Annotated in this window: 13 protein-coding genes and 2 pseudogenes; 5 read left to right on the forward strand and 10 right to left on the reverse strand. The window is 60.1% G+C overall.

The window, feature by feature from the left end; genetic code table 11:
* A pseudogene (locus ACZZZP_RS24340) lies at window positions 1-619 on the forward strand (LysE family translocator).
* 77 nt (window positions 620-696) lie between these two features.
* Here ACZZZP_RS24340 and ACZZZP_RS24345 read toward each other — a convergent pair.
* From ACZZZP_RS24345 to ACZZZP_RS24370, 6 genes and pseudogenes are all read right to left on the reverse strand, one after another.
* Entirely contained in the window at window positions 697-1,434 is a 738-nt protein-coding gene (locus ACZZZP_RS24345) for a putative periplasmic lipoprotein (protein WP_463384423.1), read from the reverse strand.
* A 28-nt stretch (window positions 1,435-1,462) separates the two neighbouring features.
* Window positions 1,463-1,843 carry a RidA family protein gene (locus tag ACZZZP_RS24350; protein WP_108095077.1) on the reverse strand — a complete coding sequence of 127 codons (381 nt, stop codon included), beginning with the start codon at window positions 1,841-1,843 and terminating at the stop codon, window positions 1,463-1,465.
* Window positions 1,844-1,900: 57 nt separating this feature from the next.
* Complete coding sequence (gene spoT, locus ACZZZP_RS24355) at window positions 1,901-4,009, reverse strand: bifunctional GTP diphosphokinase/guanosine-3',5'-bis pyrophosphate 3'-pyrophosphohydrolase (RefSeq protein WP_463384424.1); 2,109 nt, start codon at window positions 4,007-4,009, stop codon at window positions 1,901-1,903.
* 72 nt (window positions 4,010-4,081) lie between these two features.
* Complete coding sequence (gene rpoZ, locus ACZZZP_RS24360) at window positions 4,082-4,345, reverse strand: DNA-directed RNA polymerase subunit omega (RefSeq protein WP_122449792.1); 264 nt, start codon at window positions 4,343-4,345, stop codon at window positions 4,082-4,084.
* 148 nt (window positions 4,346-4,493) lie between these two features.
* Window positions 4,494-5,115, reverse strand: a pseudogene (gene gmk, locus ACZZZP_RS24365) (guanylate kinase).
* Between the two features lie 13 nt (window positions 5,116-5,128).
* Entirely contained in the window at window positions 5,129-5,992 is an 864-nt protein-coding gene (locus ACZZZP_RS24370; protein WP_463384425.1) for a YicC/YloC family endoribonuclease, read from the reverse strand.
* Between the two features lie 191 nt (window positions 5,993-6,183).
* Here ACZZZP_RS24370 and rph point away from each other — a divergent pair, with 191 nt between their 5' ends.
* Together rph and ACZZZP_RS24380 are read left to right on the forward strand one after the other, a co-directional pair.
* Complete coding sequence (rph, locus tag ACZZZP_RS24375) at window positions 6,184-6,906, forward strand: ribonuclease PH (RefSeq protein WP_122449789.1); 723 nt, start codon at window positions 6,184-6,186, stop codon at window positions 6,904-6,906.
* A gap of 38 nt (window positions 6,907-6,944) precedes the next feature.
* Window positions 6,945-7,313, forward strand: a complete 369-nt coding sequence (locus ACZZZP_RS24380; protein ID WP_463384426.1) for a DUF4870 domain-containing protein — start codon at window positions 6,945-6,947, stop codon at window positions 7,311-7,313.
* 65 nt (window positions 7,314-7,378) lie between these two features.
* Here the strand turns inward: ACZZZP_RS24380 and ACZZZP_RS24385 are convergent, their stop codons facing one another.
* Window positions 7,379-8,158 (reverse strand): exodeoxyribonuclease III, encoded by a 780-nt coding sequence (locus ACZZZP_RS24385; RefSeq protein WP_122449787.1) that lies wholly within the window; start codon window positions 8,156-8,158, stop codon window positions 7,379-7,381.
* A gap of 92 nt (window positions 8,159-8,250) precedes the next feature.
* Between ACZZZP_RS24385 and pyrE the strand changes: the two genes are divergently transcribed.
* Both pyrE and ACZZZP_RS24395 read left to right on the forward strand, forming a co-directional pair.
* Window positions 8,251-8,892 carry an orotate phosphoribosyltransferase gene (pyrE, locus tag ACZZZP_RS24390; RefSeq protein ID WP_463384427.1) on the forward strand — a complete coding sequence of 214 codons (642 nt, stop codon included), beginning with the start codon at window positions 8,251-8,253 and terminating at the stop codon, window positions 8,890-8,892.
* 27 nt (window positions 8,893-8,919) lie between these two features.
* A complete protein-coding gene (locus ACZZZP_RS24395; protein WP_122492406.1) occupies window positions 8,920-9,525 on the forward strand; it encodes a DUF4124 domain-containing protein in 606 nt (201 codons plus the stop codon).
* Between the two features lie 65 nt (window positions 9,526-9,590).
* On the opposite strand, the gene argB is transcribed toward ACZZZP_RS24395, so the two are convergent.
* The 3 genes from argB to dut all read right to left on the reverse strand — a co-directional run bounded on the left by argB (window position 9,591) and on the right by dut (window position 13,675).
* Window positions 9,591-10,496 (reverse strand): acetylglutamate kinase, encoded by a 906-nt coding sequence (gene argB, locus ACZZZP_RS24400; RefSeq protein WP_108095068.1) that lies wholly within the window; start codon window positions 10,494-10,496, stop codon window positions 9,591-9,593.
* A gap of 55 nt (window positions 10,497-10,551) precedes the next feature.
* On the reverse strand, window positions 10,552-11,949 hold the full coding sequence (gene algC, locus ACZZZP_RS24405; protein WP_463384779.1) for a phosphomannomutase/phosphoglucomutase: 1,398 nt from the start codon (window positions 11,947-11,949) through the stop codon (window positions 10,552-10,554).
* A gap of 1,270 nt (window positions 11,950-13,219) precedes the next feature.
* Window positions 13,220-13,675, reverse strand: a complete 456-nt coding sequence (dut, locus tag ACZZZP_RS24410) for a dUTP diphosphatase (protein WP_122492408.1) — start codon at window positions 13,673-13,675, stop codon at window positions 13,220-13,222.
* Window positions 13,676-13,684 lie beyond the last annotated feature (9 nt).

Below are 13,684 nucleotides of genomic sequence, written 5' to 3' on the forward strand. Positions count from 1 at the left end.
ATGGTTGCGTTGTTTCTACTGGTTGCCAGCACCCACTTTGCCGCGCTGCTCTCGCCTGGCCCGGACTTCTTTCTGCTGTTGCGCACGGCCTTGCTGCAAGGGCGACGGCAAGCCTACGGCTGCGCATTTGGCATTGCGGCGGCGAATGTCGTGGTGATGCTGGCAGTGTTGCTGGCGCAAAGCCTGATGCCGGCAGAAGGCGGTTGGCTGTGGCGCGCTGTGCAGGCGGCAGGCGGCGCGTATTTCGTGTGGCTAGGTGTGCAGGCATTTAAGGGGCGGCGGCAGTTGGATCTGGCTGTCGGCGGGGGCGCAAGCAGCGGGGCGGTGGTGGCTCGGCTGTTGGCAAGGGTTGGCAGCCAGCCTGCTGAATCCCAAGTGCCCGATCTTTTATGCCGGTTTGTTCGGCGTGCTGCATAGCGCGGCGATGCCGGGTTGGGCACTGGCGTTGTGTATGGCCTGGATGGCGGCGGCGGTGCTGGCGTGGGATGCCGCGCTGGTGCGCCTGCTGAGCATCGAGCGCTGGCGGGTGTGGTTGCAGCGCCGGGTGGTGATTCTGGACAGGGTGTGCGGTGGGATGCTGCTGGTGTTGGGTGGATATCTGCTTGTGGCGGCGGTGTGAGGGCTGGAAAGCATCGAGGCTGAAGCCTTTCCTACAGAGGTTGGGTGATCTGTGGGAGGGGCTTCAGGCTCGCTTTTTTAGTCTTTTTCCAACACCCAGGTGGTCACGCCGGGCAGGTAGTCAGGCATTTCATTGGCTTGCGCCTGGTTCACGGCGCGGAAGATTTCCAGCTGATCGCCTTCGCGTTTGAACAGCCACACGCTGCCTTGGTTGCCCAATTGCAGCCAGAGGCTGTCGGTGTCGCCGCTCATGGCTGCGCAGTCGCCAGCCAGACACAGTGCGTAGCGGTCAGCGCCGGGCAGGCCTTCCACTTTGCCGTCCGGGTGAAACAGCACCAGGCCTTTGGCCCCCGGCCCTTTGCTGATTTTCCAGGTGCCGCCCAGGTAGGCCGAGTACAGCGCCTGTTCGAAACTGCTACCCGGCGGGGCGCCGAGCGGCAAGGCGAGGGTCGAGCGTTGGAAGCGCTGTTCGGGGCCGGTTTTGCTTTCGGCCTGAACCATGCGGTCGTTCTCGACGTTCAGTTGTTCGTGGAAGTCGCCGTAGAAGTCGACACGCCATTGGCCGTCGGGCTGGTCCACGAGTTGGCCTTCGTCCAGCTCAAAGCCATTGCTGACGTTGGCGGTTTTGCGCGCGGTGTCGATGGTCCATTCCAGATTCGGCCCGTAGGCCAGCAACGCCTCGCGCAAGTTGCCGCCCTGTGAGGCGGCATCGATAGCGGCCTGGTTGATCCAGATGCCGTTCGGGTCGTGGCTCGCAGGGCTGCTGCAACCGCCCAGGAAGGCGGCGCACAAGAGCAGGACGAAGGCGTTGCGCATGGCGGGTTCCTTCCTTGGACAGGTCCGGTTATTCGATGACCAGAATGGCGTCCATCTCAACCTGGGCGCCACGCGGCAATGCCGCTACGCCGATGGCGGCGCGGGCCGGATAGGGCTGTTCGAAGTAGCGGCCCATCACCTCGTTTACCTTGGCAAAGTGCGAAAGGTCGGTGAGGAAAATGTTCAGTTTGACGATGTCTTTGAACGAACCACCGGCGGCTTCGGCAACGGCCTTGAGGTTTTCGAATACCTGAACGGTTTGGGCTTCGAAGCCCTCAACCAGCTCCATGGTTTTTGGGTCCAGGGGAATCTGGCCGGACATGTACACGGTATTGCCGGCCTTGATGGCCTGCGAGTAGGTGCCGATGGCGGCGGGTGCGTGTTCGGAAGTGATGACGCTCTTGCTCATGAAAAAGCTCCTTGAGGTTTAGTCCTGCGTAGCGCAGGCCGTCGTTACGAAAGGGGGTCAGGCGCGGACGCGGGAGATATGCACCACGCCTTTGAGGGCTCGCAGCTTTTTGATGACGCGGGCCAGGTGCACGCGGTCATGCACGCTGACGACCAGCTGAACCACGCTGATGCGGCCGTCGCGCTCGTCCATGCTGATTTTTTCGATGTTGCCGTCGGCGGCGTTGACGCTGCTGGCGAGCAGGGCGATCAGGCCGCGCTGGTGCTCTAGCTCAATGCGCAGCTCGACGTTGAACTCGCCGACCACGTCTTTGGCCCACGACAGCTGGATGCATTTTTCCGGGTTCTGGCGAATGTCGCTGATGTTCTTGCAGCTTTCCAGGTGCACCACCATGCCTTTGCCGGCAGAAAGATGGCCGACGATGGGGTCGCCTGGAATCGGCGTGCAGCACTTGGCATAGCTGAGCACCAAGCCTTCGGTGCCGCGAATGGCCAGCGGCCCTTCGGCGCTCGGCAGCTGTTCGCTTTCGTGAGCCAACAGCCGACGTGCCACGACATAGGCCATGCGGTTGCCGAGGCCGATGTCTTCGAGCAGGTCTTCGATAACCTCGAGGCGGTATTCGGCCAGCACGCTTTGCACTTGCTCGGCGGGCACTTTGTCGAGGTGGCTGTTGAGGCCGGTCAGCACTTTGTTCAGCAGGCGTTCGCCCAGGCTGATGGATTCCGAGCGGCGCTGCAGTTTCAGCGCGTGGCGAATATGGGTGCGGGCCTTGCCGGTGACCACGAAATTGAGCCAGGCCGGGTTCGGACGCGCGCCGGGCGCCGTGACAATTTCCACCGTGGCGCCGCTTTGCAGCGGCTCGGACAGCGGCGCCAACCGGCGGTTGATTCGGCAAGCGATGCACGAGTTGCCGACATCCGTGTGCACGGCATAAGCGAAATCGACGGCCGTGGAACCCTTGGGCATCTCCATGATTCGGCCTTTGGGCGTGAACACGTAAACCTCGTCCGGGAACAGGTCGATTTTTACGCTTTCGATAAATTCCAGGGAGTTGCCGGCGCGCTGCTGCATTTCCAGCACGCCCTTGACCCATTGGCGGGCGCGGGCGTGGGTGCCTTTGGGCTGGTCTTCGTCGTTGGACTTGTACAGCCAGTGGGCGGCGATGCCGTTGTTGGCCATTTCTTCCATTTCGCGGGTGCGAATCTGGATTTCAATCGGCACGCCATGCATGCCGAACAGCGTGGTGTGCAGCGACTGATAGCCGTTGGCTTTGGGGATCGCGATGTAGTCTTTGAAGCGCCCGGGCAGCGGTTTGTACAGGTTGTGCACGGCGCCAAGCACGCGGTAGCAGGTGTCGACCTTGTCGACGATGATGCGGAAGGCGTAGACGTCCATGATTTCGTTGAACGCCCGGCGCTTGCCACGCATCTTTTGGTAGATGCCGTACAGGTGCTTTTCGCGGCCCATCACTTCGCCTTCCATACCTTCGCGTTCGAGGCAGTGGGTCAGCGATTCTTCAATTTTGTTGACGATTTCCTTGCGGTTGCCCCGTGCGCGTTTCACCGCCTGGCGAATGCGCTCGGAGCGCATCGGGTGCATGGCTTTGAAACCCAGTTCTTCAAATTCCACGCGCATGCTGTGCATGCCCAGCCGGTTGGCGATGGGGGCGTAGATTTCCAGGGTTTCTTTGGCGATGCGCCGGCGCTTTTCGCCGGCCAGCACTTCCAGGGTGCGCATGTTGTGCAGACGGTCGGCTAGCTTGACCAGAATCACCCGAATGTCACGGGCCATGGCCATCGCCATTTTCTGAAAGTTTTCCGCCTGGGCTTCCGCCTTGGTTTCGAAGTTCATCTGGGTCAGCTTGCTGACCCCGTCCACCAGTTCGGCGACGGTTTCGCCGAACTGCGCGGTGAGCGCTTCTTTGGCGATGCCGGTGTCTTCGATGACGTCATGCAGCATCGCAGCCATCAGGCTCTGATGGTCCATGTGCATGTCGGCGAGAATATTGGCCACCGCAAGCGGGTGGGTTACGTAGGCTTCACCGCTGCGGCGGCGTTGGCCGTCGTGGGCTTGCTCTGCGTAGAAGTAGGCGCGGCGAACAAGGTTGACCTGTTCACCGCCCAGGTAGGTCGAAAGTCTGTCGGCGAGGGCGTCTATGCTCGGCATGGGATTGCCCCGTGCCAAGCGCAGGTTCGCGCCGCGTCGCTTTGGTTAGACAAGCATCGACCTGGCATAGGCTTAGAGGGCCTCGTTGGCCTCTTCCTCATAAGTAGCGAAGAGCGGTTCGTCGTCGACGATTTCGTCGGCGGCGATCACGTCATAGTCAACCAGACCTGCAGCGATTTCGCGCAGGGCGACTACGGTAGGTTTGTCGTTTTCCCACGCTACTTTCGGTTCTTTACCACCGGTAGCCAGTTGGCGGGAGCGCTTGGTAGCGAGCATGACCAGCTCGAAGCGGTTATCAACGTTGTCCAGGCAGTCTTCAACGGTAACGCGGGCCATGGTATTCCTCGTAGCGACAGGTACTTAAATAAGAGAAGTGCAAAAAACTTTAGCCCAGGTGGGCGGAAGAACTGTGCAGTCTAAAAAATAACCAGCCGTTAGGGAAGCGCAGATTTTCCCTACGCAGCCCGACGGCAAGCTTTATTCCCTATGCCAACAGCTCGGTTAGCAAGGTTTTGTGCCGTTGTTGCTGCACGTCTTGGCGCAGGTTGTTGGCGCGGAAGATCGATTTGAGGTCTTCCAGTGCAGCGGCAAAGTCGTCGTTGATGATCAAGTGATCGTATTCAACGTAGTGGCTCATTTCGCTGACCGCCTCGCGCATGCGCGTTTCGATGATCTCTTCGCTGTCCTGGCCGCGGTTGTTCAAGCGCTGGCGCAGCGCTTCCTGGCTGGGCGGCAGGATGAAGATCGAGCGGGCGTCGGGTAGCAGGCGACGCACTTGCTGGGCGCCTTGCCAATCGATTTCCAGAATCAGGTCGAAGCCTTCGGCCAGGGTTTTTTCCAGCCAGCGTTGCGACGTGCCATAGAGGTTGCCGAACACTTCGGCGTGCTCGAGAAAGTCGTTGTGCTCGAGCATTTGCAGAAAGCTTTCACGGCTGACGAAGTGATAGTTCTCCCCGTCGGCTTCGCCTGGGCGCATGGCGCGCGTGGTGTGCGACACGGAGACGCGAATGTGCGGCTCGGCATCGATCAACGCTTTGACCAGGCTGGTTTTGCGCCGCGCCTGATGGCGCGGAAATGATGTAAAGGGTGCCGGTGGTGGCGTGCATGAGAGGGTCCGCCTTACTCGATGTTCTGTACTTGTTCGCGCATTTGTTCGATCAGCACCTTGAGGTTTACCGCCGCCTGCGTGCTGCGGGTATCAAAGGCTTTGGAGCCGAGCGTGTTGGCTTCGCGGTTGAGTTCCTGCATGAGGAAGTCCAGGCGTCGGCCTGCGGCGCCGCCAGCTTTGAGGACACGGCGCACTTCGCTGACGTGGGTAACCAGGCGATCCAGCTCTTCGGCCACATCACTTTTCTGCGCCAGCAGTACCAGCTCTTGTTCCAGGCGATGGGGATCAAGTTCAGCCTGCATTTCAGCGGTGCGGTCGAGGATGCGCTGGCGCTGACCGGCGAGCATCTGTGGCACCAGCTCGCGCAAGGAGGCGACTTCGTCGCCGATGTTGTCGAGGCGCTCGCTCAGCAATTTGGCCAACTCCGCGCCTTCGCGGGCGCGGCCGGCTTTGAGTTCGTTCAGGGCGTCGTTGAACAGCGCGAGGGCGGCGCTGTTAAGCGCTTGCGGGTCGGCAGCGTCAGCCACCAACACGCCCGGCCAGGCGAGCACTTCTAAGGGATTCAGCGGGGCAGGCGAGGCAATCAGGCGAGCCACGCTTTCAGCGGCCTCGACCAATTGTGCGGCGCGCTCGCGGTCCACTTGCAGCGGCTTGCCGGCAGTTTCTTCGGTGTAGCGCAACGTGCATTCCACTTTGCCGCGCGACAGGCCTTGGCGCAGGGCGTCACGCACGCCGCCTTCCAGGTCGCGGAACGACTCGGGCAAACGCAGGTGGGGTTCCAGATAACGGTGGTTGACCGAGCGCAATTCCCAACTCAGCGTGCCGTTGGCAGTGGCCCGCTCGACGCGGGCGAAGGCGGTCATGCTGTGCACCATGGGAAGACCTCGCAAAAATGGGGCTGATCAGCGGGCGGCAGGAAAGTGGCGCGTTATGCGGCAATTTCGCACGGCCTATAAAGGCGCAGGATTGTAGCGCAGTGCGTCGTTCGCTCCCAATTTGGCGTGTGAGTGGCGCGCGGCCCCCCTATAATGCCGAGCAGATTTCCCGTCCCGAATAGGTATTCCTGATGAAACGTCCGAGTGGCCGTGCCGCTGACCAGCTGCGCTCGATCCGCATCACCCGCAACTACACCAAACATGCCGAGGGCTCGGTGCTGGTGGAGTTTGGTGATACCAAAGTGATCTGCACAGTAAGTGTGGAAAACGGCGTGCCGCGTTTTCTCAAGGGACAGGGCCAAGGCTGGCTGACCGCTGAATACGGCATGTTGCCGCGCGCCACCGGCGACCGTAACCAGCGCGAAGCCAGCCGCGGCAAACAGGGCGGTCGCACCCTGGAAATTCAACGTTTGATTGGTCGTTCACTGCGCGCTGCGCTGGATATGTCGAAACTGGGCGAAGTGACCCTGTACGTCGACTGCGATGTGATTCAGGCCGACGGCGGCACCCGCACCGCGTCCATTACCGGCGCGATGGTTGCCGTAATCGACGCCTTGAAGGTGATCAAAAAGCGTGGCGGCCTCAAAGGTGGCGACCCGCTTAAGCAAATGATCGCCGCCGTGTCGGTGGGCATGTATCAAGGCGAGCCGGTGTTGGACCTCGATTACCTGGAAGACTCCGCCGCCGAAACCGACCTGAACGTGGTGATGACCAGTCAGGGCGGCTTCATTGAAGTACAAGGCACCGCCGAAGGCGCGCCGTTCCAGCCGGAAGATTTGACCGCCATGCTGGCGCTCGCGCAAAAAGGCATGACCGATCTGTTCGAAATGCAACGCGTGGCGCTGGCCGATTAAGCCCGTCTCGCTCAACCCGCAGGCCAAGGAGAAGCAGCATGACCGAGGATTTGGAACCCGTAATCACCCCTGATAAAGAAGCGCGTCAGTGGGCTATGTTTTGTCACTTTGCGGCATTTCTGGGCATGATCTTCCCGTTCGGGAATCTGCTGGGGCCGTTGATTGTCTGGCAGCTGAAGCGTGAAACCGCTGCGTTTGTCGACGATCAAGGCAAAGAAGCGTTGAACTTTCAAATTACGGTCGCGCTGGCCATGCTGGTTTGCTTCCTGCTGATGTTCGTGTTTATCGGCATAATCCTGATCTGGGTGGTGGGCATTGCAGCGTTGGTGCTGACCATCATTGCTGGCATCAAGGCGAATGAAGGCAAGGCGTACCGCTATCCGTTCTGCTGGCGCCCGGTTAAATAGGCAAATCCCAGACGTAAAAAAGCCGGCAGTGATGCCGGCTTTTTTTTATGCGCGCTGAGTGTGGGTCAGACGCTAAGCGTCCAGTCGTAGTCGACAATCAGTGCCGCATGCTGCGAGAACCGAGGCTGACGCGGCAACCGCGCACCACGCACAAAACGGCGCAGGCCGGTAGTGAGCAATTGGTAGTCGTAGCGATAGCCGAGGTTTAACAGTTCGGCTTGCTCGCTGTTGGGCCACCAACTGAACTGATCACCTTCGCGATTCACTTCTCGCAGGGCATCGACATAACCCATGGTGCCGATGATTTCGTCCATCCAGGCCCGCTCAGGCGCCAGGAAACCAGGCTCTTGCTGGCAGTCGCGCCAGTTTTTCACGTCCAGTTTCTGGTGCGCTACGTACAGCGAACCGCAATAAATGTACTCGCGGCGCTTACGCCGTTGCTTATCTAGGTACTGGGCGAAATCGTCCATGAACTTGAATTTCTGGTTCAAGTTCTCATCGCCGTTCTGCCCGGTAGGAAGCAGAAGCGTGGCGATACTTACTTTGTCGAAATCGGCCTGCAAATAGCGCCCGTAGCGATCAGCTGTCTCGAAACCGAGCCCACTGATCACCGCCTTGGGTTGCAACCGCGAATACAGCGCCACACCACCTTGGTCTGGTACTTCTGCGTCGCTGGCGTAGAGGAAATAGCCATCCAGTTGGAGGGCCGGGTCGTCCAGTTCAAAGGCGGAGGCACGGGTGTCTTGCAGGCAGATGACGTCGGCATTCTGCGCTTGCAGCCAACTGAGCAAACCACGCTCGACTGCAGCCTGAATACCATTCACGTTCACACTGATGATCCGCATAAATGGCCCCCAAAAACACGTGCGTGTATGATACCCGAGCTCATCCTTATTAGCTAAACCCACAGCTAAATCCGTGTGTTTTGGGGCTTTTTATGCAGGCGTACCAGCGCGAGTTCATTCGTTTTGCCATCGAGCGCGGCGTGCTGCGCTTCGGTGAGTTCACCCTCAAGTCCGGGCGCACCAGCCCCTATTTCTTCAACGCAGGGCTGTTCAACAGCGGCTCGGCGTTGGCTCAGTTGGGGCGCTTCTACGCCGAAGCCGTTGTCGCCAGCGGCATCGATTTCGATGTGCTGTTCGGCCCCGCCTACAAAGGTATCCCGCTGGCCGCGACCACCGCGGTGGCCCTCGCCGAACACCATCAGCGCGATCTGCCCTGGTGTTTCAATCGCAAGGAAGCCAAGGATCACGGCGAAGGCGGCACACTGGTCGGCGCGCCGCTGGCGGGTAATGTGCTGATCATCGATGACGTCATCACCGCTGGCACGGCCATCCGTGAAGTCATGCAAATCATCCAGGCCCAAGGCGCAACCGCAGCTGGCGTGTTGATTGCATTGAATCGCCAGGAGCGCGGCAAAGGCGAGTTGTCCGCCATTCAGGAAGTCGAGCGAGATTTCGGTATTCCGGTGGTCAGCATCGTTTCGTTGGAACAAGTACTGGAATACTTGGCCGAAGATGCTGAACTGAAGAAATACCTGCCGGCAGTCCAGGCATACCGCGCGCAGTACGGAATTTAAGTCTCAACCATGTCAGGTGTTGTTTGCATGCTCAAACTGGACGTTATCCGCTGTTCGCTAGTCTTCAGCATGCTGCTGTGCGCGGGTGCTTCGGCAGCCGATAGTGCAATGCGCTTTTACCGTTACGTTGATGCCAAGGGTGTTACCGTTCTGGACCGTCAGGGCGTGCCGCCCGACCTGATTTCCAAAGGTTATGAGGTGCTCAACGACCAGGGCCGTGTCGTTCAGGTGGTTGCCCCGGCGCCCAGCCTGGAAGAGCGCCAGCGCGCCATTGCCGATAAAGCCCGCGCCAGTTCCGACGCTCAATTGCTGCGTTTGTATTCCACCACCGAAGACGTTGACCGCGCCAAGGCGCGCAAGCTGGCTGAGCTTGACGGCGTAATTTCCGTGGCGCGTGGCAACCTCGCGTCACTGAAAACCCAGCAAGCCAACCTGCAAGGTCAGGCCGCAGACCAAGAGCGCGCTGGCAAGCAGGTGCCGGATCATCTGGTGGCGCAAATCGAAAACCTCAAAGCGGAGCAAGCCGGGCTTGAAGGCGACATCAAGCGCTACCTCGAAGGTCGCAAGCAGGCCGAGGCCAGCTTCGATTCCGACCGCGCCAGGCTGCAAACCCTGATAGGCCCGAAGCAGTAAAAGCCCAAGGCAATAAAAAGCCCCGACGAGTCACCTCGCCGGGGCTTTTTTTGTAGCCGTACCGCTTAGTGATGCTTGCGGTTGCAGATCAGGGTGCCGACGCCGCTGTCGGTGAAAATCTCCAACAACACGGCATTCGGCACACGGCCGTCGATGATGTGTGCACTGATTACGCCGCATTGAACGGCCTCCAGCGCGCAACGAATCTTCGGCAGCATGCCGCCATAAATAGTGCCATCGGCAATCAGTGCATCCACCTGAGCGGTGGACAAGCCGGTCAGCACATTGCCTTCCTTATCCATCAAACCAGCGATGTTGGTGAGCAGCATCAGCTTTTCAGCCTTCAGCGCTTCGGCCACTTTCCCGGCCACCAGGTCGGCGTTGATGTTGTACGACTCGCCGTTGGCGCCCACGCCGATTGGCGCGATCACCGGAATGAAGTCGCCCTTCACCAGCATGTTGAGCAGATCGGTGTTAACCCCGACCACTTCGCCCACATGGCCGATATCAATGATTTCGGGCTGGGTCATTTCCGGCGTTTGCCGGGTGACGGTGAGCTTTTTCGCACGAATCAGCTCGGCATCTTTACCGGTCAGGCCGATAGCACTGCCGCCATGGCGGTTGATCAGGTTGACGATGTCTTTGTTCACCTGGCCGCCAAGCACCATCTCCACCACATCCATGGTCGCTGCGTCGGTTACCCGCATGCCGTCGATGAAATGGCTCTCGATGGACAAGCGCTTGAGCAGGTCGCCAATTTGCGGGCCGCCACCGTGGACCACGACTGGGTTGATACCCACCGCTTTCATCAACACGATGTCTCGCGCGAATCCGGTTTTCAGCTCGTCGCTTTCCATGGCGTTGCCGCCGTACTTGATAACCAGGGTCTTGCCGACAAAACGTCGAATGTACGGCAAGGCCTCAGAAAGAACCTTGGCAACATTGGTGGCGGCATCGCGTTCGAGGGTCATGCGGGGCTCCAGCAAAACGGCAAAGCCGGCCGCGAGGGCCGGCTATACAGGCGGGTCAGAAAGGCAGGTTGAGGTCGGGTGCAGCGGTGTACAGCTGAGCGCGGAACAGCTCTTTGATGCGTTCCAGCTCTTCATTGGTGTCGGCTTCGAAACGCAGCACCAGCACCGGTGTGGTGTTGGAAGCGCGCACCAGGCCCCAGCCCTTAGGATAATCAACGCGAACGCCGTCCAGCGTGGTCACGCTGCCTTCACCCCAATGACCATCGCGCTGCAGGGCCTCGATGATGCCGAACTTGTTTTCGTCGGTAACGGTGATGTTGATCTCCGGCGTCGACACGTCGCTTGGGAATGCGGCGAACACCAGTTCGGCGTCGCGTTTGTCCTGGCTGAGAATTTCCAGCAAGCGGGCGGCGCTGTATATGCCGTCGTCAAAGCCGAACCAGCGCTCTTTGAAGAAGATGTGGCCGCTCATCTCGCCAGCCAGCAAGGCGCCGGTTTGCTTCATTTTCTTCTTGATCAACGAGTGACCGGTTTTCCACATTACCGGACGACCGCCGTAGCCGCTGATCAGCGCGCCCAAGCGACGGGTGCACTTCACGTCGAAGATCACGTCGGCGCCAGGGTTGCGCGACACCACGTCTTTGGCGAACAGCATCATCAAGCGATCTGGGTAAACGATGGTGCCTTTGTTGGTCACCACGCCTACGCGGTCGCCGTCGCCGTCAAAGGCCAGGCCCAGGTCGGCGCCGGTTTCTTTCACTTTGGCGATCAGGTCTACCAGGTTTTCCGGCTTGCCCGGATCCGGGTGGTGGTTGGGGAAGTTGCCGTCGACGTCGCAGAACAGCGGAATCACGGTGCAGCCCAGCGCTTCGATCAGTTGCGGAGCGATAACGCCGGCCGCGCCGTTGCCGCAGTCCACAACCACTTTCAGCGGCTTGGCCAGGGCGATGTCGTCGCGAATCTGTTTGAAGTAGCGATCCAGCAATTCAACTTGCTCAACGCTGCCTTGGCCGCTGCTGAGGTTGTTGGTTTCGATGCGTTCACGCAGCGCCTGAATTTGCTCGTTGGCCAGGGTGTCACCCGCGACCACGATCTTGAAGCCGTTGTAGTCAGGCGGGTTGTGGCTGCCGGTGAGCATCACGCCAGTTTTGCCGGCCAATACGTTGGCTGCGTAATACAGCACAGGCGTTGGCACCAGGCCGATGTCGCTGACAGCACAGCCAGCATCTACCAAGCCTTGAATGAGCGATTGCACCAGTTCAGGGCCGGACAGACGACCGTCGCGACCTACCGATACATTGGGCTCGCCAGCAGCGAGGCTTTCGGCGCCCACTGCGCGGCCGACCCAATACGCGGTTTCAGATGTCAGGGTGTCGCCAACTACGCCACGAATGTCATAGGCGCGGAAAATGCTGGCGGGCAAGTTGGGTGCGGTTTGCGGCACATTGCTCATAGCGGGGGCTTGCTCCAATCCCAGGAGATCCTGGTCTTCGTCGAGGATGTCGATATCGAGAATATCGGTTTCTTGAAAGAGAGGGTTCACCAGCTCGGCAGGCTCTACGGCGGCAGGTGCTGCCACTTTCGTGCCACTCGTACTGCTGCCAGTCGCCTTGGTCTCTTCAATGGGTAATGGTGCGCTTTGCCGGCGAGGCATTCGCGCGAGTTTCTGAGCCAGCGCATTGAGTACTGGCGAGCGCAGGCTGAAGGCTTTGACGCTTTTGCCTGCAGAGAGTTCTTGTACTAATTGGGTGAGCTGTTCGGCGTCTTTACGCAGTGCACTTTGCTGGCGATTGTTGAGCCACATCAGCCCCAACAACGAGCCGGAAAGGGCTAAAAGCACGGCCAGCAGCAGCGGCATGGGCGACACCGGCGGCATCGACAAATCCGGCCCCGGCAAGAATTCCAGCTTCCAGTTCGAGTTGCCGCTGGTAAAGGCCAGCGGCGCGCTTTGTGCGTCTTGCCCGCGGGTGGCGAGCACTTGCGCCGGGCTTTGGCCGAATTGCTGGGACAGGCGCAACTGACCAATGCCATCAGGCAGCGGTGGCAGAGCCGACAGCAGCCGTTGCAGATCGATGATCAGCAGCAGCGTGCCTTGCGAGGGTTGATCATCGTTCAGGCGTAGAGGCGCTGCGCTGTAAACCAACCAGCGCTGCCCGACTTTATAAGCTTCGGGCGCCGGCGTTTGCCCAGCCTCGACACGGCGCAGCAGGTCCATGGCGGCGAAGTTCATCGGCGCGGCGCGCGTGTTGTTTTGCGCCGCCTGGCCCGGCAGGTTGATGTAGGCATCCACCACGCCGTCCCAATAACCGAGGTCACGTTCAGCAGCGGTAACCATCTCGGGGCTCTGGCTTTGCAACGCCAACAGCAACTGCGGATTGCGTGCGGCGGCTTTGGTGTCAGCGCTCAACTGGCGCAATGCCTGCTGTAGCGCTGAGGCTTGGCTGCCGCCCCAGGCGTGGGCGAGTTCGTCCTGGGTTTTGGTTTGCGCGCTGGTCAGCAAGGCGAACCACAACACGGCGGCCGCCGCGAGCAAGCCGACAAAGGCGAAGCCAAGCCCGGGCAAGAGTTTTTTCAGCAACGGCTCTTCGTCCGCCTTTCTGGCGGTGGGGTCGGTCACTTGCGGTAGGGTTTCAGCGTCCTTGGCGGTGCGCTTGAAGAGTTTCAATCGGTATCTCCTCGGCGGTGCGTCCTGGCTTTTTTATTAGGGGAGCCGGGTGTATCGGTTATTGGCTACCTGAATGGCCGAAGCCACCGGCGCCGCGCTGACTCTCATCGAAGTGCTCAACCAATTCAAAGCGCGCTTGCACAACGGGCACCAGCACCAGCTGCGCGATACGCTCGCCGATGGTGATGGTGAACGGCGTCTGGCCACGGTTCCAGCACGACACCATCAGCTCGCCCTGGTAATCCGAGTCGATCAAACCGACCAAATTGCCCAGCACGATGCCGTGCTTATGCCCCAGGCCCGAGCGCGGCAAAATTAGGGCGGCGAGGGATGGGTCGCCGATGTAAATCGACAGGCCGGTCGGAATCAGCACGGTTTGCCCAGGCTCCAACACGTGGTCTTCCTGCAGCATGGCGCGCAGATCAAGGCCGGCCGACCCAGGCGTGGCGTAGTCGGGCAGAGGGAAATCACGGCCAATCCGCGGGTCGAGAATCTTGGCTTGCAGTGCGTGCATGGGGTGCTC

It is taken from the genome of Pseudomonas sp. AC211 (assembly GCF_979258055.1).

What these genes read in the sequence shown, in the direction of transcription:
- ACZZZP_RS24345 (WP_463384423.1), bottom strand. Translation starts at nt 1,434, where the DNA reads ATGCGCAACGCCTTCGTCCTGCTCTTGTGCGCCGCCTTCCTGGGCGGT.
- ACZZZP_RS24395 (WP_122492406.1), top strand. Translation starts at nt 8,920, where the DNA reads ATGCTCAAACTGGACGTTATCCGCTGTTCGCTAGTCTTCAGCATGCTG.
- pyrE (WP_463384427.1), top strand. Translation starts at nt 8,251, where the DNA reads ATGCAGGCGTACCAGCGCGAGTTCATTCGTTTTGCCATCGAGCGCGGC.
- spoT (WP_463384424.1), bottom strand. Translation starts at nt 4,009, where the DNA reads ATGCCGAGCATAGACGCCCTCGCCGACAGACTTTCGACCTACCTGGGC.
- rpoZ (WP_122449792.1), bottom strand. Translation starts at nt 4,345, where the DNA reads ATGGCCCGCGTTACCGTTGAAGACTGCCTGGACAACGTTGATAACCGC.
- algC (WP_463384779.1), bottom strand. Translation starts at nt 11,949, where the DNA reads ATGAGCAATGTGCCGCAAACCGCACCCAACTTGCCCGCCAGCATTTTC.
- argB (WP_108095068.1), bottom strand. Translation starts at nt 10,496, where the DNA reads ATGACCCTCGAACGCGATGCCGCCACCAATGTTGCCAAGGTTCTTTCT.
- rph (WP_122449789.1), top strand. Translation starts at nt 6,184, where the DNA reads ATGAAACGTCCGAGTGGCCGTGCCGCTGACCAGCTGCGCTCGATCCGC.
- ACZZZP_RS24350 (WP_108095077.1), bottom strand. Translation starts at nt 1,843, where the DNA reads ATGAGCAAGAGCGTCATCACTTCCGAACACGCACCCGCCGCCATCGGC.
- ACZZZP_RS24385 (WP_122449787.1), bottom strand. Translation starts at nt 8,158, where the DNA reads ATGCGGATCATCAGTGTGAACGTGAATGGTATTCAGGCTGCAGTCGAG.
- dut (WP_122492408.1), bottom strand. Translation starts at nt 13,675, where the DNA reads ATGCACGCACTGCAAGCCAAGATTCTCGACCCGCGGATTGGCCGTGAT.
- ACZZZP_RS24380 (WP_463384426.1), top strand. Translation starts at nt 6,945, where the DNA reads ATGACCGAGGATTTGGAACCCGTAATCACCCCTGATAAAGAAGCGCGT.
- ACZZZP_RS24370 (WP_463384425.1), bottom strand. Translation starts at nt 5,992, where the DNA reads ATGGTGCACAGCATGACCGCCTTCGCCCGCGTCGAGCGGGCCACTGCC.